Origin of the sequence: Oceanobacillus sp. FSL W7-1309 (assembly GCF_038002145.1) — a bacterium.
GTDB lineage: Bacteria > Bacillota > Bacilli > Bacillales > Amphibacillaceae > Oceanobacillus > Oceanobacillus profundus.
In genome coordinates this window covers 1,325,280-1,347,591 of record NZ_JBBOBX010000002.1, presented here as the reverse complement: position 1 = coordinate 1,347,591, position 22,312 = coordinate 1,325,280, and the positions used below count along the sequence as shown (strand labels likewise).

Below are 22,312 nucleotides of genomic sequence, written 5' to 3'. Positions count from 1 at the left end.
AAAGCGTAAAAATGGTGGTAAAACAGCCCGTAAATTCCTGGCTCTGTTCAAGGATCTTTAGGTCGTACCTAGCATTTAGTAGGTGAAGGGTCCTTACTGAATGAAGGTTCACTTTATCGATTCGGTTACAGATTAAAAGGAAGGGATAAACACTTTTAGCAGTAATTTTCAAGGAGGATTTAATATGACAGTGCAGTGGGAAAAAGTAAGAGAATATGAAGAAATTATTTATGAAAAATATAATGGAATTGCGAAGGTCTCGATTAATCGCCCGCATAAGCGTAATGCATTTACACCATTAACCGTACAGGAAATGATTCATGCATTTTCGGATGCTCGTGATGATTCTGAAATTGGCGTTATTCTTTTAGCTGGTGAAGGAGATAAAGCATTTTGTTCAGGCGGAGACCAATCCGTTCGTGGACATGGCGGTTACGTTGGAACAGATACAATTCCACGATTAAATGTGCTTGATTTACAACGTTTAATTCGTACGATTCCAAAGCCGGTAATTGCTATGGTTTCAGGGTATGCAATCGGTGGCGGACATGTATTGCACGTTGTGTGTGATTTAACAATCGCTGCAGACAATGCAATCTTCGGCCAAACTGGTCCGAAAGTAGGAAGCTTTGATGCAGGATATGGCGCAGGCTACCTTGCGCGTATGGTTGGTCATAAGCGTGCTCGTGAAATCTGGTACCTATGTCGCCAGTATAATGCAGAAGAAGCATATGAAATGGGGATGGTGAATACTGTCGTACCACTTGAAAAGTTAGAAGAAGAAACATTACAATGGTGTGAAGAAATTTTAGAAAAATCACCGACAGCACTACGCTTCCTAAAAGCATCCTTTAACGCAGATACAGATGGACTTGCTGGATTACAACAGCTTGGTGGAGATGCTACATTGCTTTATTACACAACAGATGAAGCAAAAGAAGGACGCGATGCTTTCAAAGAAAAAAGAAAGCCAAACTTCAAACAGTTCCCGCGTTTCCCTTGATCGGTGTTTAATCGTACAAAACCTTTGCTTCTAATGGCAAAGGTTTTTCACTTTATGTGATAGAGGTTGTTCAGAGAGCGAAACATGCTGAAATAATGTAGTTAAGGAGAATGAAAAATGACGGATACGATTCCGCATTGGTTAACGAAACAAGCAGACTTATCACCAGACCATCCAGCAATTGAAATGGACGACGGTACGATGGTTACATTTAATGAGCTAAGAGAAAGCAGTCAGCGTTTTGCTCGAAAATTAACATATCTTGGAATTGAAAAAGGAAGTCATGTTGGGATCCTCTCCACGAATCAAATTCCGATGTTGAATGCGATTCATGCATTAAGCTATCTTGGTGCAGTTGGTGTTCTACTCAATACAAGACTGACGAATGATGAATTAAATTATCAGCTGAAGGATGCAAATGCTACTTTCCTTTTAACAGCAGATTCGTTAAAAGAGCAAGCTTCCATGCTGCAAGTAGAAAAAATCCATTCCTTTTCCGATATTGATGTATTGCCAGAGAAGAAGGCGATATTAGAGACCGAACTGAATTTAGATGCTATTTTTACAATTATGTATACATCAGGAACGACCGGGTTTCCGAAAGGTGTTGTACATACATATGGGAATCATTGGTGGAGTGCAATGGGCTCTGCTCTAAATCTTGGCCTTGACAAGCGTGATAAATGGTTAATTCCACTGCCGATTTTTCATGTGAGTGGTTTATCAACCTCGATAAAGAGTGTAATATACGGGATGCCGATTTACTTACTAGAAAAATTTGATGTGAAGGCAGTTCACTACGCATTAATGGAAAAGGGTGTGACAATTGTTTCGGTCGTTACAATGATGGTTCAACGACTCCTCGATGAGCTTGGCAAAGCAAGCTATCCGAAGGAATTACGTTGTATACTGCTTGGTGGTGGTCCAGCGCCAAAAGCTTTATTAGAGCGAGCAAAGGAAAAAAACGTGCCAGTTTTTCAGTCTTATGGCATGACAGAAACGGCTTCCCAAATCGTTACACTGAGTCCAACGGATGCTCTGGAAAAGCTCGGTTCTGCAGGGAAGGCATTATTTCCAGCCCAGCTTAAAATTGAAACACAAGCAGATGATTCAATTGGGGAGATTCTTGTAAAAGGTCCAATGGTGACCAAGGGATATTATCATAAGCAATCTGCAAATGAAGAATCGTTTCAAGCGGGATGGCTAGCGACAGGTGATTTAGGCTATTTAGATGAAGACGGCTATTTATATGTCGTGGATCGTAGAAAGGACTTAATTATTTCGGGTGGGGAAAATATTTACCCCTCGGAAATTGAAGGTGTTTTAAGTGGGATGAAGCAAATTAAAGAAGCCGGTGTTACTGGAAAATCGGACGACAAGTGGGGACAGGTCCCAATTGCTTTTATCGTGAAAGAGATGGATGTAACTATTGAAGAAATTAAAGAATACCTCCAAACACGTCTAGCTAAATATAAGCAACCGAAGGAGTTTTATTTTGTCAATGATCTCCCAAGGAATGCAAGCAATAAACTAGTACGTAACAAGTTAAACCATTAATTTACTAATAAAAGATTAGGTTTAAAGATTGCTCCCTTATGGTATATATTATTAAATTCTGGAAGGGAGCATTTGTTTTATGGATAACTTTATGGATCAGTATGTTACATCAAGCTTTATGCAGGGTTTACAAAATTTTGTTGTAGCTCTTATTATATTGCTGGTTGGTTGGCTTATTGCTAAAGCAATCGGAAATGCCGTTGAAAAAGCATGTTCCAAAACCGATTGGGACGATAAATTAATTCATAAGTTTCGTATGAGTGATAAAGAAATAAAATCAGAGAAGGTAATTGGGAAAGTCGTATATTACATACTTCTCTTGATTGTATTTATCTTGTTCTTTAATGTGCTTAATCTGAATATGATTGCAAATCCACTTTCTGACTTGATATCCACGTTCCTGAGTATAATCCCAGCAGTTTTAGCTGCAGCGTTAATTCTTCTTTTTGCGTGGATTATTGCTAGCATTGCTAGATGGCTTATTGTTCAGGGCAGTAAAAAGCTTAACTTGCAGCATCTGTTTTTCAAGTTGAAAATCGCAAAAACAGAATCGGAAATTAAAAAATATATAGATACACTCGGCAATATTGCCTTTTACTTATTACTATTACTTTTCATTCCAGGTGTGCTGGATGCACTAAATATTCATGGAGTTGCAGAGCCGTTTAGTGGGCTGCTATCTTCCATTCTTGTATTCATTCCAAAGTTAGTTGCTGCTGCAATTATTTTTGCTGTTGGTTGGTTTGTCGCAAAAATAGTGAAAAACATTGTTACAAATCTCTTTCTAGCTGTTGGTTCAGAGAAGCTAATGAATCGTTTAAAACTTTCCAGGCTTTTTGAAGGAACAAGCTTTGCAGCATTTGTAGGGCAAGTCGTATTTATTGTCATTATGATTCCAATTGCGATTGCTGCATTGGAACAATTAGAGCTAAGAGGTATTACGGACCCAGCAATTGCTATGCTGCATACGGTTATGACGATGATTCCGAGTATATTGATAGCCATAGCCCTCATTCTTGTAGGTATCTGGTTAGGAAAACTAATTGGTGGATTTGTTGAAAATTACTTACAACGTCTAGGTTTCAACCGGCTAGCTTCACAACTGCATATTGGTGGAAAAAGCATTTCTGACAACAGAATGACACCTTCAGCAATTGCAGGGTATATCGTACAAATTTTAATTGTCTTTTTCTTAACGGTCCAAGCACTAAATCTGATAGAGCTTCATTTCCTAGTGGGAATTGCAGCAGCAATAACAGCGTATTTACCGAATGTGCTTGCAGCAGTTCTCGTATTAGGTGTTTCGGTTATCTTAGCGAACATCGTTCAAAAAGTGCTGGTTAATCTACTTGATGGTCCAGCTGCTAACCTGCTTGCTGCGTTTGCGAAGTATTCGATTCTTGTGCTCGCAGGATTTATGGCATTAACACAATTAGGGATTGCCTCAGCGATTGTGAATGCAGCGTTTATCCTTATTCTTGGTGGCCTTGCGTTGGCATTCGGCCTTGCATTTGGTTTAGGGGGAAAAGACTTTGCTGCTAAGTACTTGCGCAAGTTTGATAAAACTATTGATGAAACGATTGTAAAAGAAAAAAGCAATCGTCAAGCAGAGGATGACATCGTAGATACAGAAGTTAATCCAACAAAATATACAGAAGGAACGATTGATGACGCCGATCCGGAGCGACCATAAGCTGGATTTCGAAGAGAACATCTGCACGTATTGGAGATGTTCTTTTTTTGTTTAATTTTCTTTAGATGAGACAAATTAATGGTAGGAGGTGTCTTATGGAAAAACAAAAGTATTATGTATGTATACCAGCAGGTGAAATTTCACTAGTACGTTATGGGAATAATGATGACTATACAATTTATGCTACAACAGAGGAAGTAACAATGCTGCGAGCAAAGCTAGATAATATGGATAAGGCTGGATTAGATACGTATGTACGTGCGCATGTACCAATCATGCTTTATCACAATGATAAATCGAATGACGCTTATGATGATAGCATGACAAAGGTTTTTGAAATGATTTATAAGCTTGGAGATGAACAAAGCCGCTCTCATATTGAAGGAATGGGAATTTTAGGAGATAATCATATGTAGACAAGCAATGGAATATAATTTTAAAAAGTGTCCTTTTCAACAGATTTTTTGAACAATCCAATAAATGTGTTTAGGCCTCTTGAAAAAAAGGAATAGTTTACCACGAAACATTTTTTCATAACTTATCTATTCATAAAACAGGGAGGCTTTTTATATGAGAAAAAAGCGGCATAGCGTATTAAAGTGGAGCTTAACCATTGCAATCCTTACATGTATTATTATGTTCGGTAATCCAATAGAAGTAGAGCATGTAAATGCTGAAAACCAACAGAAAATGATATCCTATCAAATGAAGGAGAAACCTATTGCCCAGCAGGAACCGACCTTAACACATGAGAATGTCGTTTCGCTGACCAATACATTTATGGATATTCTCGTTCAAGATGTGGATAACGATTATAGAGTTATCGGGTTCCAGACAAAAGATGAGTTATTAGGGGCATTTGAGCAAGTTACTACAAAAGAAGTAGCCCAAGACTATGTTGAATTTTATTACTTGGAAGAATCGGATGGGATGTATATTTTACCAACTGAAACACCACCATGGTTTATAGAAGAAAATGATTATGATATGATACCAGTAGATGCTTCGACCGTTAAGGTTATACAGGAGAACACAACAGAACTTTATGGTGATTATAAGGTGGAGTTTGAATTTACCTATGATAACGGTTGGAAAATAACAGATGTTAACTATCATCAGTTTTACGTATAAACGTGTTCAAAAGAAGGATAAAAAGACCGGGGTCGGGTATAGTCTCGTCTTGGGAATGTAATTACTCGCCCCATCGAAAAGCTGTGTTGCAATGCTGGCGCTAGCACATCCTATGCCTCGAAATTCGAGGAGACGAAGTAGCCGTACCGGGCTTACATAGGATGTTTTGACTTCAGCGTTCGACACAACACAGAACGTGTCGGTTTTTAGTCGAGAGTCCTCTGTTCTCGATGTGTCATTTTTACCGGACTTTTGAACTTCGTACAATAGAAGGCAGTTGAATGACTTGATAACATTTAGAGACTACTACAACAATGAAGTGAAGCTTTCCTTTGACGATCATCCTTTTTCTCAGGAGCCTAAGCATGTGTGGGTAATTTGTAAATACAAGGGAAATTGGTTGCTGACGAAGCATCGGGAACGAGGATTGGAATTCCCGGGTGGAAAGGTAGAAGAAGGAGAAACAGCGTGTGATGCTGCTATTCGAGAAGTAAGGGAAGAAACTGGTGGTAAAGTTCAGGAGATAAGCTATATTGGTCAATATAAGGTGAATGGTCGGAAAGATATTGTCGTAAAAAATGTCTATTATGCGATTGTGGACGAGCTTAAAAAGCAAGAAACCTACTATGAAACAGAAGGGCCAGTTTTGTTAAAATTTATCCCGAATAGAGTAAAGCAAATGAAGAAATATAGTTTTATAATGAAAGATGGCGTACTGGAAAACTGTATGGATTATTTGAAACATCATAAAGTCAAGTAAAGGGAGATTAAATCTGATGGTTTGATCTTCTTTATATAGGCAGATCTGCATTAGTGCAACTAAGAAATTCGCCTAAAGCTTTGCACGCCAAAATATAAAGGGATTCTTAGAAAGCAAAATACACTTTCTAAGAATCCCTTTAACGAACCCAAAAAATAAGAAACACACAGCAAAACTTGCTATGTGTTTCGATTGCGAATTAACCATCGTTCTAATTTCTCCACAACCTTATACATAATAGCTGCCAGTATCGCAATAATAACGAGACTTGACATAACAAGGGTGAAATCAAATACTTGGAATCCGTAAATAATCAAATAGCCAAGTCCTTGCTTGGAAACAAGATATTCCCCAACAATAACACCTACCCAAGAAAGTCCCACATTTACTTTAAGGGTAGAAATCATTGCTGGCATTGCCGCTGGAAAAATTGCTTCCTTAAAACATTGCCATCTTGTTGCTCCAAAGCTTCGGAGCACTTTCTCATAATTTGGATCCACTTCGTTAAATGCAGAGTAGACGACGAGTGTAGTGACAATAACAGAAATAATAAATCCCATTGCAATAATGGATAAATAACCAGGACCAAGTGCAACAATGAGGATTGGTCCCAATGCAACCTTAGGCATTGCATTTAGTACGACGAGATAGGGACCCATAATTTTAGCAAATCGTGCAGATGACCATAGTGAGATTGCAATGAGAATTCCACCTATTGTCCCTATAATAAACCCGAGAATGGTTTCAAACAAGGTTACTTGTAAGTGATTGAAAATCGAACCATTTGCAAATCGTGTGACAAGTAATTCAAATACGCTGCTTGGTGAACTGAAAAGAAGCGGATCAATCCAGTACAGGCGACTAGCAATTTCCCAAAGTGAGAAAAATGAAAGGAGAATGGTAAGCTGCCAAAAGAGCACTATCTTTTTCTCTCGTTTTAATCCACGTTTGTAATTTTCAAATAAGTGGTGATCATTCATCTGGAATATCCACCACCTTTTGCTGTGATTCTTTTGATTCAAGAGCATCCCATATTTTATCAAAGATAAGTTGATATTTTGGATGTCTTCTTACTAGAAATGGTACTTCATTGCGAAGCTCGATTGGAACTTCATAAGTTTTTGCGATGGATCCAGGATTGGCATTCATCATAAAGATTCGATCACTCATTGCAATTGCTTCGCCAATATCATGGGTAACGAGTATCGCTGTTTTATGATAGCTTTTTAACAAATCGGAAACTAAATCCTCTAAGTTAAGCTTTGTCTGGTAGTCCAGTGCAGAAAATGGTTCGTCAAGCAACAGAATCTTTGGATTATTAATCAGAGTGCGGACTAATGCTACACGTTGACGCATTCCCCCAGAAAGCTCACTCGGATATTTCATCTCAACATCCTTCAGTCCAACCTCTTTTAATAGCTGAATCGCCTTTTTCTTCAATTCATCTGACAGCGTATGATTGACTTTCGGTCCAAGTAAGACATTATCCAGGATTGTTTTCCATGGGAATAAATAATCCTGCTGAAGCATATAGCCAATTTCCATCTCAGATTCGGCAGTTGATTTCCCTTGAAGTGAAACCGTACCTTCTGTTTGTTGGATAATCCCTGCAATAATGGATAAGAGCGTGGATTTACCACAGCCACTCGGACCAAGCAGGGAAATAAACTCACCTTCTTTAACCGCTATGGAAATGTTGTCAATTGCTTTTGTATAGCTTTCTTTAGAAAAGTAATGATGGGAGACATGGTCCAACGTCAGAAATGACACAAAATCTCCTCCTTTAATCAGACATAACTCTTTCAGCGTAATCTGTGTTCACTAAATCAGTGTATGGAACATCTGCTGGAAGCTCACCAGCTTCATCCATAATTGATTTTAAATTTTCCCATTCTTCTTCATCTAAAATTGGATCGATCGCGAAGGAATCCTGGCTTTTATAACGATCAATCGATGCAGCAAGCATATCCAGATCTGTGTCTTCAAAATAAGGCTCAATAACTTCAGCAATTTCTTCTGCACTGTTTTCCGCGACCCAGTCTTGAGCTTTATAAATCGCACGGGTGAATTTCTCAACTGCCTCGTCATTTTCTTCCATGAAGCTCTGTTTCGTCATGAATACCGTGTATGGAACTGTACCGGATTCTTCTCCAAAGGATGCAACAATATGTCCCTGACCTTCTTTCTCTAAAATACTAGCGGTCGGTTCAAATAGCTGGACATACTCATAATCACCAGATGAAAATGCTCCAGGGATATTGGCAAAATCAATATTCTGTACGAGATCTAAATCCGCATGTGGATCAATGCCATGATTCTTTAATACAAATTCACCAACCATCTGTGGCATCCCGCCAACACGCTGTCCTAAAAAGTTACTACCCTCTAAATCTTCCCACTCAAAATCAGGTTGTGGCTCCTTTGCCACTAAAAATGTCCCGTCTGTCTGGGTTAACTGTGCAAAGTTAATCGCATAATCTTTAGAGTCCTGTGCATACACATAGATGGAAGTCTCCGACCCGACGAGCGCGATATCCGCTCCACCAGAAAGAAGTGCCGTCATTGTCGTATCTCCACCCCATGTTGTCTGAAGTTCTACCTCCAGTCCTTCTTCCTCAAAAAAACCTTTCTCGAGCGCTACATATTGTGGTGCATAAAAGAGGGAGCGAGTGACCTCTGCTAAGCTGATTTTAGTTGTCTGCGCTGAATTACAAGCAGAAAGGAAAATGAGGAAAACAACTGTTACAACAGCAATCAATTTAATTTTTCTCATGCGTTTCGTTCCTTTCAGAATACGTGATCATTTATCAACACAGTTTATGCGAAACTGGAAAATGTGTGAATGCCTAGTTGAGGTGAGGGCGAGAGGGAATAGTAAAGGTTTTGAAACTGCAGATTTAAGTATAGTGGTGCGGGTTTTTAAGGTTACAGAGCCTTAGTGCATGGGTCTGGACTAATAACCTGGGCAATAGAATAGCGTGTGTAAAATGGAGCAAAAATCCGAAATATACAGTTATAGTCAAAGGGGGAAATCGATCTATCGGTTATAAGTAAAAATTGGAGGGAGGAACATAAAAAGCCAGCCCATAAAAACAGGCTGGCTATCAGCATGATGCTGATACTGACTCCACTCATATAAATAAAATCCTTTTGGGATGAGTAAACAGAATTATTACCCTTGGTAAACCGGGCCGGCTTCTTTAATTGCATCACTTGCATTATTGAATTTTTTGAAATTCTCATGGAATTTTAATGCTAGTGATTTTGCCGTCTCCTCATATGCTGTTTGATCATTCCATGTTTTCTTCGGAATGAGTACTTCATCTGGAACTCCTGGAACATGCATTGGAATTTCTAATCCGAAAATTTCATCTTTTACAGTTTCCATTGAATTCAGCTCGCCTTCTAGAGCAGAGTGAATCATTGCACGCGTATAGGATAGCTTCATACGGTTTCCAACACCGTAAGATCCGCCAGTCCAGCCAGTATTAACTAGGAACACATTTGAATTGTACATATCAATTTTTTCACCTAGCATTTCAGCATATTTTGCTGGTGCCAAAGGTAGGAAAGGAGAGCCAAAGCATGCTGAGAAAGTTGCTTGCGGTTCTGTTACCCCGCGCTCTGTACCTGCAAGTTTGCTCGTATAGCCGCTTAGAAAATGATACATTGCTTGCTCTTTCGTTAATTTACTGATTGGCGGCAGTGTCCCAGAAGCATCTGCTGTTAAAAAGATGATTGTATTTGGATGGCCAGCAACGCTTGGTGACACAATGTTATCAATATTCTCAAGCGGGTATGCAGCACGCGTATTCTCTGTTAATGTCGTATCATCATAATCAGGAATTCGTGATTTTTCATTTAAAACGACATTTTCGAGTACAGAACCATAGCGAATGGCATTGAAAATTTGGGGTTCTTTTTCCTCCGATAGGTTAATACATTTTGCATAGCATCCACCTTCAATATTGAACACGCCATTCGGGCTCCAGCCATGCTCATCATCTCCAATTAGACGGCGGTAAGGATCAGCGGATAATGTTGTTTTTCCTGTGCCGGAAAGGCCGAAGAACAGGGCTACATCACCTTCTAGACCAACATTTGCTGAGCAATGCATGGACAAAACATCTCGCTTTGGCAGCAAGTAGTTCATCACTGAGAAGATAGATTTTTTTATTTCACCGGCATATTCAGTACCTCCAATTAAAACAACACGTTTCTTAAAGGAGATTAAGATAAATGTTTCCGAATTTGTTCCATCGACAGCTGGATCTGCTTTGAAATTTGGAGCAGAAACAACAGTAAACTCTGCTTGGTGATTTTCTAACTCTTCATCTGTTGGCGTGATAAACAATTGACGTGAGAAAAGATTATGCCATGCGTATTCATTGATGACTTGAATTGGCAGGCGATAATTTTTATCCGCACCAGCAAACCCTTGAAACTGATAAAGTTCATCTTTTTCTTTTAAATAATCTATTACTTTTCTGTAAAGATTATCAAATACTTTTTCTTCGATTGGACGGTTTACCTTTCCCCAGTCAACAAAATCTGTACAAACCTCATCTTTTACAATAAATTTATCTTCGGGAGAACGCCCAGTATATTTTCCAGTAGTTGCTCGAATTGCACCCGTAGAAGTAAGACTTCCTTCTTGATAACGTAAAATTTTTTCTACTAATTGTGCTACCGACAAATTAATATGCATATTATTGTGTTCATTTAACTCTTTAATTAATGATCTCTCCACCGTTTTCATGTCATTATCTCCTGCCTTTTTAAGGATTTTATACGTTTGTGACAACTTTTATTTTCTTAAGATGCTTATTAGTATAACACATTTATATTATTAGTCCATACTATTTAAAAATAAATTATAAAAAATATATAATAGCCCACCATCCGAAAATAGTTGACACCTACAGCTACTTTCGTTAATCTAAAGGTTGAACGGATACTCTTATTCAGAGTTGGTGGAGGGACAGACCCGATGAAACCCAGCAACCATCACATGATGTGAATTGGTGCTAACCTGATGCAAGGAACACTTCCTTGAACAATAAGAGCGAAAGGCCAGTATACCCTTTCCTCATGTCTTTGAAGGAAAGGCTTTTTTGTTTTTTATAGAGAAGTTATATATAAAATGATATTCATAGAAAAGCGATTGACCTGGTCAGTGGGAAAAGTTTTACCTTTTGAAGGTACTTTGAATAATATATGTAGAACATTTAAATTAGAGTTCCGTAACATACAATAAAGGAGAGTTTAGCCTAATGGCTGTAAATCGACGTTTATTTACTTCAGAATCAGTAACAGAAGGTCATCCAGACAAAATGTCAGACCAAATTTCAGATGCTATCCTAGATGAAATTTTAAAAAAGGATCCGAATGCACGAGTTGCGTGTGAAACAACTGTAACAACTGGATTAGTGTTAGTAGCGGGGGAAATTTCGACAAGCACATATGTAGATATTCCTGCTATTGTAAGAGAAACGATAAAAGGAATTGGCTATACTCGAGCTAAATATGGTTTTGACTCGGAAACATGTGCTGTAATGACGGCAATTGATGAGCAGTCAGCAGATATTGCTGGCGGTGTTGACACCGCACTAGAAGCACGCCAAGGAAAAATGAGCGAGGATGAAATTGATGCAATAGGAGCTGGAGATCAAGGGTTAATGTTTGGTTTTGCTTGTGATGAAACCGAAGAGCTTATGCCACTACCGATTTCATTAGCGCATAAATTAGCGAAGCGCCTTGCTGATGTAAGAAAAGAAAAAATTGTAGATTACCTGCGCCCGGATGGGAAAACACAGGTTACTGTAGAATATGATGAAAATGATCAGCCTATCCGAATCGACACAATCGTTATATCTACACAGCATCACCAAGATACTACTACTGAACAAATTGAAAAAGATATGATTGAGCATGTGGTTCGTGCCGTTGTACCTGCTGATCTCTTGGATGAAAACACAAAGTATTTCATTAACCCAACTGGTCGTTTTGTAATTGGGGGACCACAGGGGGATGTAGGACTTACTGGTCGTAAAATCATCGTAGACACATACGGTGGGTATGCACGACATGGCGGTGGAGCATTTAGTGGAAAGGATGCAACGAAAGTAGATCGCTCTGCTGCATATGCAGCTCGCTATGTTGCAAAAAACATCGTTGCTGCAGGTCTTGCGAAGTCATGTGAGGTTCAATTGGCGTATGCAATTGGTGTAGCAGAGCCTGTATCCATTGCGATTAATACATTTGGTACTGGAAAGGTAAGCGAGGAAACACTTGTAGCTGCGGTTCGCAAATTATTCGATCTTCGCCCAGCAGGAATTATTCGGATGCTCGACCTTCGTCAGCCAATATTTAAAAACACAGCAGCATATGGTCATTTTGGTAGAACGGATGTTGCATTTTCATGGGAAAAAACAGATAAAGTTGATGAGTTAATCGCATTGACAAAATAATATTATAGCTGTACAGCTCTTATTGAGTTGTGCAGCTTTTTGTTTAGCTGATGGAGTTTGGGCTAGCATACGATTTATAATCTAGAAAGAGAGGAATGCTCATGTACTATTATGAAGATAATAGTGGTCTACTACTGGATATTGTCATATTAATAGGTGTGCTTTCACTTATTATTTTTATATTTAATTCGATCATGAGAATATTATTGCACGTGAAGCGTCCAAAATGGTTTTCTAATAATTATGTGAACGATATACATGAAAAGTATGATAAAAGGTTACGATTAATAGCTGTCATTGCATACATAGGTGCTGGATTTTATTTCATTTATACAACTATTTCCTCGAGTTCTGATGTTACGCTGTATTTATTTTTACTTGGCATGATCTTCACTGGTATACAGGAATTGTTTCGAGCATACATGGAGTGGAAATACCTAGAAGGGAAAAATGATTATCTATTTACGCTCAGTCAAGTTATATTTATTTCCACACTTGTCATTGTAGCGTTGAGGTCTGAGTTCTTTGGTCTTTTAGGGTGATAAACAGAGGAGCTTGATCTATTATTTCAAGCCCCTAACTGATTAATGTCCCATATTTGTATTTTCCTTATAATATTTACCTTTTTCTACATAAGATGTACGAACCCGTTCCATTTCCGCATAATCTTTTTCAGATAGCTCGCGTACAACCTTTGCCGGTCTTCCCATTACTAACGTGTTAGGAGGTACTTTCTTTCCGGGTGGCACAAGACTTCCTGCACCAACGAATGCATTTTCTCCGATTTCCGCACCATCCAAGATAATCGATCCCATTCCAATTAAGGCATTTTTCCGAACGATAGCAGAGTGTAAGGTAACTTGATGGCCGATTGTGACATCATCTTCAATGAGAAGTGTCTTATTTGGGCTTTGATGCAGCATACAAAAATCCTGGATGTTAACCCGTTTCCCAATTCGAGTTGGCGCAACATCACCGCGGATAATTGCTTTAAACCAAACACTAGATTCCTCATCAATCGTAACGTCTCCATTTATTACAGCATCTTTTGCAATAAAAGCAGTTTCGTGAATGGTTGGATAAATATTTTTGTAAGGCCTAATCATGTTTACATCCCCTTGTTTTTTGTTTTCCTATTGTATATGATGCTATAATTAGTATAGCAAATTTCACCAATTGGAATGGAGGAAATAGATTGACAAAGGTACCAAAAAATGCGATTACATTACTAAGAATCGTGTTTAAACGAATCTTTCCAATGGTTGATGAGGAAATGAATTACTGGAAGCGTAGAGCAGAGCAGATACCGAATGATGAGTTGCGCACCCAAGCTCTTGCTAGCATAAAAGATAAACGATTTCACTGTCAAGGTGGAAGTGTTTATGCACTGCTTGCTGGAGAAAGAGAGAAAAAAGCAGTTCGTTTTATTGTTGCGTATCAAACAATCAGTGATTATTTGGATAATCTTTGTGATCGAAGCACTTCGCTTGATCCTAAGGATTTCCGTATGTTGCATGAAGCGATGAAGGATGCTTTAACGCCTATGAATCCAATGAAAAATTATTATGAACTGCGAGATGATCAAGCTGATGGAGGCTATCTTGCGGAGTTAGTTCAAACATGTCAAGAAACATTAAGAGATGTAGCATCCTTTGAACAAATCCAGAATCAGCTTCTCAAACTCCAAGGATTATACGCAGATTTACAGGTTCATAAGCATGTACAGTTAAGAGAAAGAATTCCACGGTTAACGTCATGGTTTGAAAAAAATAAAGATACGAATGAAAATCTCTCATGGTATGAATTTTCTGCTGCGAGTGGTTCAACCTTGGGAATTTTTTGTCTTGTATCTTACGGACTTGGCGGAAAACTCAAATCAAATACAGCGCAAGCTATTTATGATGGCTATTTTCCTTACATGCAGGGGCTGCATATCTTGCTTGATTACTATATTGATCAACAAGAGGATCGTGACGAAGGAGATCTTAACTTTTGTAGTTATTATGAGGATTGGAATAAAATGAAAGAGCGTTTCCTTTATTTTATTAAACAGACAAAAACAGATGTACGCGGGTTGCCAGATCGGAAATTTCATGAAATGATCCATCAAGGCTTAATTGGCCTATACTTAGGTGATAAAAAAGTAAAAACAATTCCATATAGTGATAAAATGCGAAAGGCTTTGCTGCAAGCCGGAGGAGTTACTGCTAAAATGTTTAATTGGAATATTCGTATGTATTATAAAGCAGAGGGAAAGAGAGGGGAAATGAAAGATGTATGAGCAAAAAATGAAAGAAAATGATCGAGATGTTGTGGCATTTATTGAGGATATTGACAATGCCAAAAAGCGAGAGGATGCTTATAAGCTGCTTGAAATTTTTACAGAAACAACTGGATATCCGGCTAAAATGTGGGGAACAACCATTATTGGATTTGGTTCCTATCATTATAAATATGCATCTGGTCATGAAGGAGATGCGCCATTAGTCGGATTCTCGCCACGCAGGGCAAAGCATAGTTTATATTTTGCAGCCGGTGATGACAGAAGAGAGGATCTGCTGACAGATTTCGGAAAGCATACAACCGGAAAAGCTTGTGTGTATATTAATAAACTTGCTGATATTAATGTGGATGTTTTGAAAGCATTGATCAATCAATCTGTGGAGTTTTTACAGGAGAAATATCCAAATGAAGCAGGGGAAGATGCGTAACATAAAGAAGGGAATTACCAAGTCAGAGAATAATCGGTAATCCCCTTCATGTGTGTTAGGCTTTTGCCAGTTTACTTGAGATCCAAAGATAAATGAAAATGCCGCCAAATGTAATACAAGTGCCTGTAATTAATCGGGCAGATTCTGTTAATGATGTAAAGCCGAGCAGATAATCTGGCAGGGAAACGAAAGTTAAAACAATTGGAAGTACCCAGGTTTTAGACCAAATGGAAATCCCAATTATAAAAATCAATGTTACGATTGCAATGATAATGGTTCCAATCATGCCAAAGCTAATGACTGGTGTCGTAACATGCTGGTTAAGGAAAATCAGACCGATAAAAAGGGCCATCGGTAACAGTGCAACTGGATAAAGTATAGCAAATTGTTTTCCGGTAGACAGGTTTTTTCCAGCAATATACCGAAATGTAAGTGAAATGCTTGTTAAGAATAAGATGGCTATGATAAGAAATCCGATAATCTCTAAAAGGGAGTAAGCAAGCGTTCCTTCAAATAAATCTCTGACAACTGTGAACGAAAAAGCACCAAATAGAATCATTGGAATATACTTCATCCAAGCTTTAAGGTCAATTGGCATTTCGCTAGCAAGTTGTTCCATGTATGCTCTAGGCGATTGACCAATAATATGTTCAATTGATTTCCCATCTTTCTCTGCTTGCATTAAATGATCCTCTAATTCCTCGACGATTTCATCAATTTCTTTTTCCTTTTTCCCAGTTGAAAAAAGGTAAACGCGAAGGTTTTCTAAAAATTGTTTGCTTTTTTTGGATAGCGGTACGTTTTTAGGCATCATGTTTAATCTCCTTTTCCTTTTTCGTTTCATGTTTTAAGACATGGTTAACGTTCGTCTTTAAGTTCTCCCATCTTTCTATAAAATCTTGCAATTCTTGTTCTCCGTTTTCTGTCAGGCGATAATATTTTCGTTTCGGTCCTGCTGTGGACTTCTTTAATGTAGAGGTTACTAATTTTTCTTTTTGCATGCGTAATAATAATGGGTAGATTGTACCTTCACTGAAGTTAGAGAAACCATATCCTTCCAATTTTTCAGCTAGCTCATAGCCGTAGACTTCTTTGTTTTTAATGATGGCGAGTATGCAACCATCTAAGATCCCTTTCATCATTTGGGTTGTCGACACAATAACCAAACCTCCCTTATCTTGTATAACAAGATATTTGTTTTCTGGAATATTAGTCTTGTATTACAAGGTATATGCTTAGTATATGTTTTATTACCTTGTAATGCAAGTGTTATTGTCGATTTATTAAAAACTAGAAGTACTTGATTATCTTGTTCAACAACTATAAGTATTTTAAACCAGGTGTAGTGATGAGTAGCCGGGCGAAGAGATATTCAATTTATACGGTAACTCAAAGTCAGCATGAAGACCTGATCATAGAAGGAGTGGTGTTATTCGGTCACTGAAGTCGAGTCCAAATGTCCAGGAATAGCGGAGCATCATGAATTACTATCAAATTGATTTTTGATTAATCTTAATTTAGAGCAGGTAAGTACAAATCAGAGTTTTAATAAATCTAAAACTGATAAACCAGCAATGAAGAGCAACAAAAATAGCCCGCGGATCCATTCAGCGATCAAATTGTCTGTTGGTGACCTTTCATGTGACCGGAATCCATAAAAAAACCGCAGAGAAAATTAAATTTCTCTGCGGTTTTGTGGAAGTGAAACGTTATATCAATGCATCTTCCTTATCTTTCTTAGAATCCCGATACGTATTATAGAAGTGCATAATGATTGTCCGTAGTAATGCATAGAACGGTACCGCGAACAAAATACCGAGGAAGCCTGCAATGCTTCCGGCAGCAAGGATAACTGTTATCACCGTTAACGGGTGCAATTGCAATACTTGTCCCATTACATTAGGTGAGATGACTGAACTCTCAATTTGCTGGGCGATGAACATAATTAACGAAATCCAAATAAGATTCATCGGATCCTGAAATCCACCTACGATTAATGCGGGAATAACAGCTAGATACGGACCGAGAAAAGGAATAACATTGGTAATCATCCCAAAAAGGGCAAATGCTAGAGCGTACTCCAACCCGATAATGAGATAGCCAATTAACAGCAATACTCCTACAAAGAAACTAACAAGTAACTGTCCTTGAATGAACGAAGATAAAACCTTATCCATCTTAACGAGTAAACTGCTAACATTGGCTGCTTTTTTCTTACTAAATACTTGTGTGATAAAAGGAATTAATTTATCCCCATCCTTCAGCATGAAGAAAAGGAAGAACGGAATAAGTACAATTCCCATTGCAATTGAAACAACTTGCCCTAAAAAGCCACCAATAAAGCTTGGGATATTATTTGCTATCCCTTCCAAATGTGTTGGGAGGTCAGCGACGAAGTCATTAATCATCGAAACTGCCTGCTCTGGAATAGCTTCATAGTTCTTTTGTACCCATTGAATTGTTTCTTCAGCAAGTTTTACCATTTGTGGTATGCTGTCAATCATTGTAGAGAACTGATTCTGCGCAATCGGCCAAATGAAAATAATGAATAACGTTGCAATTAAGATAAGTGTTAAGTACACAAATATAATCGAAAATATTCTATTTATTTTTAGACGCATGAACAAATGCATTAATGGCTTCGTTAAGTAGTACAAAATTCCAGCGCCAATGATTGGGAGTGCAACAGCACCAATCAATCTAATAACAGGAAAAAAGATGAAATGTGTAATTGAAACAAGCCAGATTAAGAGAAAAAGCATAATTAAAAAAAGCATTACTTGAAACCATCGTTTATGAACCAATCAATATCACTACTTTCGACCATTTTTATTTCTATTTTACATGGAGAGGAAGATAATAGAAAGTATTTTGATACAATTGTGCCAACAATATTGCCTGTTTATACATATGGGTTGAAAAGAGTTTCATAGTATGCTGATGCTGAAGGGAAAACTTTTCATGTTTGTGCTTCGTCTAACTTAATAGGAGGGGAAATTGTGGATGAGTATATCGTAGAATCAATCGGATCTGATGATAAAGCAATTATGATTGATACAATGATGAAAAATTATGGACAAGATATTTTACAGCTTGTCTATTCGTACGTGAAAAATCAAACGATTGCAGAGGATTTGACACAGGATATTTTCATAAAATGTTATCGGAACTTACATACCTACAGGAAGAAGGCTAAATTGAAAACCTGGCTTTGGAGTATTGCAATCAATCATTGTAAAGATTATTTGAAAAGCTGGTATAACAAAAATGTAGTTCTTTCAAATGAGGTTCTCGATTCTGAGTTCGATGAAGCCAATCAACTAGAGAGCAAAGTGATTCAACAGGATGAGGATGATCGATTAGTCGCACTTGTCATGTCTTTATCAGTTGAATTTAGAGAAGTTATTTATCTGTTTTACTTTGAAGAAATGCCAATTAAAGAGATTGCTAGCGTAACTGGTATCAATTCCAATACCGTAAAAACACGATTAAGACGTGCGAAGCAACTACTAAAAGAACATGGCTATTTGCCGAAAATATTCATAATCGCTTGATGGGATACTCGAAACCAGAGCAATTCGCCTCTGACGAAGGTTATTTTTATTTGATAATTAAACAACAACTACAGCATCTAAATTGGTTTGGGAAGTCCGATATGCAATTATTCCTATATGAAGGACATACCGATTTTGTTTTTCTCAATCTGTTAGCTCAGTACGGATTGGTACTGTCTTTTTTTATCATTCTCATTTTGCTTCTTTTAATAAGTAGACTAATTGCTGTTAGTAATATGATGAAAGATTCGTTTGGAAAACTCCTGACGATTGGTGGAATTGCACTCATTACGATTGAATTGATCTACAATATCGGGATGAATTTTGGGTACTTGCCTTTAACTGGTATGCCACTGCCGTTTATTAGTTATGGCTTGATGCCAACATTGATTCATGCAATTGTTATTGGTGTTGTTCTAAGTGCTTATCGACAAAAAGATTTACAATTTAATATCCATTCGTAGGAAGGAACGAAGCTTATGCATTTGACTATTAACATTGCATTTTTTGGAACAATATTAATACTTTTATATATAGTGATCGATTTGATTCGCAATAAAGGAAGAAATCTGTTAAGGAAATTTATTTTTTATACGTTTATGTTTTATTTTGTGTATGTCCTGCAGCTTACAATGGGAGGGATCACCATACCGCCGTTGGAAGCGAGAATGATTAAAGTGCAGTGGATACCTTTCTTTTTTGTCAATGACTGGGTGATGCATTATCAGGCAAATGGTTTAGATTTCTATTTTTGGAATTCGGTGAAATTAACATTCTATAATTTGATCATGCTCGTACCATTTGGAGTCTATTTAGCACTTTTATTTCAAGTTAAACAAATTTCCAAAGCAGCATTAATGATCGTTATTCTCAATTTAGCAATTGAAGTTTTCCAATTAATCCTCAGTTATTTTGGAGTTATTTGGGCGAGAGGATTTGATGTCGATGATATACTTTTAAATACGTTTGGTGGTGTGATAGGTTTTATGTGTATGCAAGTAGCTATGAGATTCAGGAGACGCATTCAGCATAAATATTAAAATGAAAATAAGCTTAGCGTGCAGCTGGAACTGCCCTAAGCTTATTTTTTGATGGGGATAGGCAAGAATCTTTTAGCTTGCTGTCGAAGTGTAATGTGGTTAATAGAGGGAAGCCCTTTATCAAATAGAGGAATTCATGAAAGAAATAGCGAAATATATATGTTAGATTGAAAAGTTTTTTAAGGGAGAATAGACGATGACAAAGGGCCTTATTCATCATGTGGAAATTAACGTGTCAAATTTGGAAGATTCAATAGCATTTTGGGGTTGGTTATTGGAGGAATTGGGATATGAGCTTTACCAAAGTTGGAACGAGGGACGCAGTTGGAAGCTAGAGGACAGTTACCTCGTTTTTGTTCAAACTGAGGAAATTTATCTAGACGCTTCCTACCATCGGAAGCGTGTTGGTCTTAATCATCTTGCTTTTTACGCTAAATCACGTGAACATGTTGATGTAATGACAAAGCGATTAGAGCAAAAGGGCATTTCCATTTTATACAGGGAGCATCATCCCTTTGCTGGTGGAAAGAAGCATTATGCTGTTTTTTTCGAGGATCCAGATAGAATAAAGGTGGAGCTTGTCGCAACCGTTTAATTGTTGGTTCAATTTTTAAAGCATAATTGCATATTATATACTATAAAAGTTATGTGAGAGCTTATTAGTTGTAAACCGAAAAGGGGGAGATGAACAATGGACAAAAAACACAATGATTTAATCGGTGAGATACTCGAAGCAGCTGGTGAAAAAGATAATTTTAACTTAAAGGGTGCGGGAAGGCCGTTGCCAAAGGGATATGTGGAAAGAGATATTTTTCAAAACTTCCAGCAGATTGCAAAAGATGCAGGGTACTTGCCGTATTGGCTGAAGATTCAAAAGCAAATTGCGGCCATGTTGTTAACTGCTAAAACGCAAAAAGACATAAAGAAAATTAATAAGAAAATCAAAGAGTATAATACTGTTTGTCCCCCATCCATGCAAAAGCTCCCAGTTGAGCTGGATAAGCTAGAGGAGGCTAAAGTAATCTGGTAAGGTATTTGTTGCCAGTCAACACTATAAGGGAGGAGATTATGTGATTCTCCAAAAAGGGATTACAGGAAAAACTCAAAACTCAAATGATTTGCCAAAACCAGATGGGAAAGACTTTAAGCGATTATGCTATACACTTATCGCGCAGCTAGGTGGGAGCGTAAAAGCATTTACACAACCGCAAATCGATACAAATTATTTTCATGTCGATCTGGAGGTTTTTAATAAGCGATTGCATCTGCTCTTAAATGAGAATTATCCATATCTTGCTGTTGCAAGTGAGGTTGATTTTTTTAACATAACTTTTATTGATGTGCCAATATTAACAAAGCAATTTGCACCTTACTATACAATTTTGCTGAAAGCGGAATTGAATGAGCGAATTCAGCTCAGGTCAGGACGTAAAAAGGGTGTTTTACTTAACGAAAATGAATTGATTCAAGAAGAATTAGCTGACTTAGTCTATTGGCAGCCTGAAACAGTTGGTCATGTGTTGTTCAATCATTGGGATTAAGCAGACTCGGAAGTCTTAGATTTTTCATTTGCTTGTCCAGATGCAATGGCGTGACTAGATTACATATACGTATAGGGAGGGAAAAAATGAAATTAAATCAAGAGGATCAATTTATTAAAGAGATTCAATTACATAAAGATAGTATTCATTCATACGACGCATTTCCATTCGATCTTCCGGTTATTAAAAATTTTAAAAGGTTATTATTCCACCCGAACGTAACCTATATTATAGGAGAAAATGGAATGGGGAAATCAACCTTGCTGGAAGGGATTGCAATTGCACTTGGATTTAATCCAGAAGGTGGAACGAAGAACTTTAATTTCTCAAGCTTTGACTCGCATTCAAATTTAGATCAGTTTTTAAGAATCGCAAAGGGGCCATACCTGCCTAATGATAGCTTCTTCTTTAGAGCGGAATCCTTTTACAATGTTGCGAGCAATATTGAAGAAATGGATATGGATGCGTCACCATATAGTGGATCAAGAATTATCGATTCATTTGGTGGTAAATCTCTTCACGAGCAATCACATGGTGAATCTTTTTTTGCAACATTTACGAATCGCTTCCGTGGCCAAGGCTTGTATATCCTTGATGAACCAGAAGCAGCATTATCTCCAATAAGACAATTATCAATGCTTGTAAGAATCCACGAGCTCGTTAATCAAGGATCACAATTTATCATTTCCACACATTCACCGATTCTTATGGCTTATCCAGATGCACGAATCATTCAGCTTACGGAGGTCGGTATGGAAAAACAGCGTTTAGAAGATACAGAGCATTATAAAGTGATGAAGCAATTTTTTGATGATAAAGATAGATTACTGCATCACCTGTTTCAATGATATT

General features: G+C 37.7%; 25 protein-coding genes and 1 riboswitch. Of the genes, 17 read left to right on the top strand and 8 right to left on the bottom strand.

The window, feature by feature from the left end; genetic code table 11:
• Positions 1–184: 184 nt before the first annotated feature.
• The 6 genes from menB to ytkD all read left to right on the top strand — a co-directional run bounded on the left by menB (position 185) and on the right by ytkD (position 6,144).
• Positions 185–1,003 (top strand): 1,4-dihydroxy-2-naphthoyl-CoA synthase, encoded by an 819-nt coding sequence (gene menB / locus NST46_RS19230; protein WP_095309165.1) that lies wholly within the window; start codon positions 185–187, stop codon positions 1,001–1,003.
• A gap of 117 nt (positions 1,004–1,120) precedes the next feature.
• Positions 1,121–2,560 carry an o-succinylbenzoate--CoA ligase gene (locus NST46_RS19225; protein WP_303447892.1) on the top strand — a complete coding sequence of 480 codons (1,440 nt, stop codon included), beginning with the start codon at positions 1,121–1,123 and terminating at the stop codon, positions 2,558–2,560.
• A 79-nt stretch (positions 2,561–2,639) separates the two neighbouring features.
• The gene (locus tag NST46_RS19220) at positions 2,640–4,253 is read left to right on the top strand and encodes a mechanosensitive ion channel (RefSeq protein ID WP_341137603.1); all 1,614 of its coding nucleotides are present in this window, start codon (positions 2,640–2,642) and stop codon (positions 4,251–4,253) included.
• A 95-nt stretch (positions 4,254–4,348) separates the two neighbouring features.
• Entirely contained in the window at positions 4,349–4,669 is a 321-nt protein-coding gene (locus NST46_RS19215) for a hydrolase (protein WP_303447890.1), read from the top strand.
• Between the two features lie 154 nt (positions 4,670–4,823).
• Positions 4,824–5,384 carry a hypothetical protein gene (locus tag NST46_RS19210; protein WP_095309157.1) on the top strand — a complete coding sequence of 187 codons (561 nt, stop codon included), beginning with the start codon at positions 4,824–4,826 and terminating at the stop codon, positions 5,382–5,384.
• A 286-nt stretch (positions 5,385–5,670) separates the two neighbouring features.
• Complete coding sequence (ytkD, locus tag NST46_RS19205; RefSeq protein ID WP_095309155.1) at positions 5,671–6,144, top strand: RNA deprotection pyrophosphohydrolase; 474 nt, start codon at positions 5,671–5,673, stop codon at positions 6,142–6,144.
• A 179-nt stretch (positions 6,145–6,323) separates the two neighbouring features.
• Here the strand turns inward: ytkD and NST46_RS19200 are convergent, their stop codons facing one another.
• From NST46_RS19200 to pckA, 4 genes are all read right to left on the bottom strand, one after another.
• Entirely contained in the window at positions 6,324–7,124 is an 801-nt protein-coding gene (locus NST46_RS19200) for an ABC transporter permease (protein ID WP_095309153.1), read from the bottom strand.
• Positions 7,117–7,914 (bottom strand): ABC transporter ATP-binding protein, encoded by a 798-nt coding sequence (locus NST46_RS19195; RefSeq protein ID WP_118888818.1) that lies wholly within the window; start codon positions 7,912–7,914, stop codon positions 7,117–7,119. Before NST46_RS19195 ends, NST46_RS19200 begins: the two co-directional genes overlap by 8 nt.
• Positions 7,915–7,927: 13 nt before the next feature.
• Positions 7,928–8,917 (bottom strand): ABC transporter substrate-binding protein, encoded by a 990-nt coding sequence (locus NST46_RS19190; RefSeq protein WP_251661361.1) that lies wholly within the window; start codon positions 8,915–8,917, stop codon positions 7,928–7,930.
• Positions 8,918–9,316: 399 nt separating this feature from the next.
• Complete coding sequence (gene pckA / locus NST46_RS19185) at positions 9,317–10,903, bottom strand: phosphoenolpyruvate carboxykinase (ATP) (RefSeq protein ID WP_303447888.1); 1,587 nt, start codon at positions 10,901–10,903, stop codon at positions 9,317–9,319.
• A 198-nt stretch (positions 10,904–11,101) separates the two neighbouring features.
• Positions 11,102–11,210, top strand: a riboswitch (SAM riboswitch).
• 207 nt (positions 11,211–11,417) lie between these two features.
• Here pckA and metK point away from each other — a divergent pair.
• Together metK and NST46_RS19175 are read left to right on the top strand one after the other, a co-directional pair.
• On the top strand, positions 11,418–12,614 hold the full coding sequence (gene metK, locus NST46_RS19180) for a methionine adenosyltransferase (protein WP_251661357.1): 1,197 nt from the start codon (positions 11,418–11,420) through the stop codon (positions 12,612–12,614).
• Positions 12,615–12,715: 101 nt separating this feature from the next.
• On the top strand, positions 12,716–13,156 hold the full coding sequence (locus NST46_RS19175; protein ID WP_251661355.1) for a DUF4181 domain-containing protein: 441 nt from the start codon (positions 12,716–12,718) through the stop codon (positions 13,154–13,156).
• Between the two features lie 42 nt (positions 13,157–13,198).
• Here the strand turns inward: NST46_RS19175 and NST46_RS19170 are convergent, their stop codons facing one another.
• On the bottom strand, positions 13,199–13,720 hold the full coding sequence (locus NST46_RS19170) for a gamma carbonic anhydrase (protein ID WP_303447887.1): 522 nt from the start codon (positions 13,718–13,720) through the stop codon (positions 13,199–13,201).
• 152 nt (positions 13,721–13,872) lie between these two features.
• Between NST46_RS19170 and NST46_RS19165 the strand changes: the two genes are divergently transcribed.
• Positions 13,873–14,895, top strand: coding sequence for a tetraprenyl-beta-curcumene synthase family protein (locus NST46_RS19165; protein ID WP_095309284.1), 1,023 nt, complete (start codon positions 13,873–13,875; stop codon positions 14,893–14,895).
• Positions 14,888–15,325 (top strand): DUF1801 domain-containing protein, encoded by a 438-nt coding sequence (locus tag NST46_RS19160; RefSeq protein ID WP_095309139.1) that lies wholly within the window; start codon positions 14,888–14,890, stop codon positions 15,323–15,325. Before NST46_RS19165 ends, NST46_RS19160 begins: the two co-directional genes overlap by 8 nt.
• A gap of 55 nt (positions 15,326–15,380) precedes the next feature.
• Here the strand turns inward: NST46_RS19160 and NST46_RS19155 are convergent, their stop codons facing one another.
• The 3 genes from NST46_RS19155 to NST46_RS19145 form a co-directional block, all read right to left on the bottom strand.
• Positions 15,381–16,139, bottom strand: coding sequence for an HAAS domain-containing protein (locus NST46_RS19155; protein ID WP_303447886.1), 759 nt, complete (start codon positions 16,137–16,139; stop codon positions 15,381–15,383).
• Positions 16,129–16,485, bottom strand: coding sequence for a PadR family transcriptional regulator (locus tag NST46_RS19150; RefSeq protein WP_303448032.1), 357 nt, complete (start codon positions 16,483–16,485; stop codon positions 16,129–16,131). Before NST46_RS19150 ends, NST46_RS19155 begins: the two co-directional genes overlap by 11 nt.
• Before the next feature lie 549 nt (positions 16,486–17,034).
• Entirely contained in the window at positions 17,035–18,129 is a 1,095-nt protein-coding gene (locus NST46_RS19145; protein ID WP_095309133.1) for an AI-2E family transporter, read from the bottom strand.
• Positions 18,130–18,324: 195 nt separating this feature from the next.
• Between NST46_RS19145 and NST46_RS19140 the strand changes: the two genes are divergently transcribed.
• The 7 genes from NST46_RS19140 (at position 18,325) to NST46_RS19110 (ending at position 22,308) form a co-directional block, all read left to right on the top strand.
• The gene (locus tag NST46_RS19140) at positions 18,325–18,879 is read left to right on the top strand and encodes a sigma-70 family RNA polymerase sigma factor (protein WP_341137602.1); all 555 of its coding nucleotides are present in this window, start codon (positions 18,325–18,327) and stop codon (positions 18,877–18,879) included.
• The gene (locus tag NST46_RS19135; RefSeq protein ID WP_341137601.1) at positions 18,879–19,343 is read left to right on the top strand and encodes an FtsW/RodA/SpoVE family cell cycle protein; all 465 of its coding nucleotides are present in this window, start codon (positions 18,879–18,881) and stop codon (positions 19,341–19,343) included. The genes NST46_RS19140 and NST46_RS19135 overlap by 1 nt, the downstream gene beginning before the upstream one ends.
• Before the next feature lie 15 nt (positions 19,344–19,358).
• The gene (locus tag NST46_RS19130) at positions 19,359–19,919 is read left to right on the top strand and encodes a VanZ family protein (RefSeq protein ID WP_341137600.1); all 561 of its coding nucleotides are present in this window, start codon (positions 19,359–19,361) and stop codon (positions 19,917–19,919) included.
• Between the two features lie 196 nt (positions 19,920–20,115).
• Entirely contained in the window at positions 20,116–20,514 is a 399-nt protein-coding gene (locus NST46_RS19125) for a VOC family protein (RefSeq protein ID WP_095309122.1), read from the top strand.
• 96 nt (positions 20,515–20,610) lie between these two features.
• Positions 20,611–20,949, top strand: a complete 339-nt coding sequence (locus tag NST46_RS19120) for a DUF1992 domain-containing protein (RefSeq protein ID WP_095309120.1) — start codon at positions 20,611–20,613, stop codon at positions 20,947–20,949.
• Between the two features lie 40 nt (positions 20,950–20,989).
• Entirely contained in the window at positions 20,990–21,460 is a 471-nt protein-coding gene (locus NST46_RS19115; RefSeq protein ID WP_341137599.1) for a hypothetical protein, read from the top strand.
• Positions 21,461–21,546: 86 nt separating this feature from the next.
• The gene (locus NST46_RS19110) at positions 21,547–22,308 is read left to right on the top strand and encodes an AAA family ATPase (RefSeq protein ID WP_341137598.1); all 762 of its coding nucleotides are present in this window, start codon (positions 21,547–21,549) and stop codon (positions 22,306–22,308) included.
• Positions 22,309–22,312 lie beyond the last annotated feature (4 nt).

What these genes read in the sequence shown, in the direction of transcription:
- NST46_RS19215 (WP_303447890.1), top strand. Translation starts at nt 4,349, where the DNA reads ATGGAAAAACAAAAGTATTATGTATGTATACCAGCAGGTGAAATTTCA.
- NST46_RS19175 (WP_251661355.1), top strand. Translation starts at nt 12,716, where the DNA reads ATGTACTATTATGAAGATAATAGTGGTCTACTACTGGATATTGTCATA.
- NST46_RS19135 (WP_341137601.1), top strand. Translation starts at nt 18,879, where the DNA reads ATGGGATACTCGAAACCAGAGCAATTCGCCTCTGACGAAGGTTATTTT.
- NST46_RS19110 (WP_341137598.1), top strand. Translation starts at nt 21,547, where the DNA reads ATGAAATTAAATCAAGAGGATCAATTTATTAAAGAGATTCAATTACAT.
- menB (WP_095309165.1), top strand. Translation starts at nt 185, where the DNA reads ATGACAGTGCAGTGGGAAAAAGTAAGAGAATATGAAGAAATTATTTAT.
- NST46_RS19120 (WP_095309120.1), top strand. Translation starts at nt 20,611, where the DNA reads ATGGACAAAAAACACAATGATTTAATCGGTGAGATACTCGAAGCAGCT.
- NST46_RS19165 (WP_095309284.1), top strand. Translation starts at nt 13,873, where the DNA reads ATGGTTGATGAGGAAATGAATTACTGGAAGCGTAGAGCAGAGCAGATA.
- NST46_RS19210 (WP_095309157.1), top strand. Translation starts at nt 4,824, where the DNA reads ATGAGAAAAAAGCGGCATAGCGTATTAAAGTGGAGCTTAACCATTGCA.
- metK (WP_251661357.1), top strand. Translation starts at nt 11,418, where the DNA reads ATGGCTGTAAATCGACGTTTATTTACTTCAGAATCAGTAACAGAAGGT.
- NST46_RS19225 (WP_303447892.1), top strand. Translation starts at nt 1,121, where the DNA reads ATGACGGATACGATTCCGCATTGGTTAACGAAACAAGCAGACTTATCA.
- pckA (WP_303447888.1), bottom strand. Translation starts at nt 10,903, where the DNA reads ATGAAAACGGTGGAGAGATCATTAATTAAAGAGTTAAATGAACACAAT.
- NST46_RS19125 (WP_095309122.1), top strand. Translation starts at nt 20,116, where the DNA reads ATGACAAAGGGCCTTATTCATCATGTGGAAATTAACGTGTCAAATTTG.
- NST46_RS19190 (WP_251661361.1), bottom strand. Translation starts at nt 8,917, where the DNA reads ATGAGAAAAATTAAATTGATTGCTGTTGTAACAGTTGTTTTCCTCATT.
- NST46_RS19200 (WP_095309153.1), bottom strand. Translation starts at nt 7,124, where the DNA reads ATGAATGATCACCACTTATTTGAAAATTACAAACGTGGATTAAAACGA.
- NST46_RS19155 (WP_303447886.1), bottom strand. Translation starts at nt 16,139, where the DNA reads ATGATGCCTAAAAACGTACCGCTATCCAAAAAAAGCAAACAATTTTTA.
- NST46_RS19130 (WP_341137600.1), top strand. Translation starts at nt 19,359, where the DNA reads ATGCATTTGACTATTAACATTGCATTTTTTGGAACAATATTAATACTT.
- NST46_RS19170 (WP_303447887.1), bottom strand. Translation starts at nt 13,720, where the DNA reads ATGATTAGGCCTTACAAAAATATTTATCCAACCATTCACGAAACTGCT.
- NST46_RS19220 (WP_341137603.1), top strand. Translation starts at nt 2,640, where the DNA reads ATGGATAACTTTATGGATCAGTATGTTACATCAAGCTTTATGCAGGGT.
- NST46_RS19160 (WP_095309139.1), top strand. Translation starts at nt 14,888, where the DNA reads ATGTATGAGCAAAAAATGAAAGAAAATGATCGAGATGTTGTGGCATTT.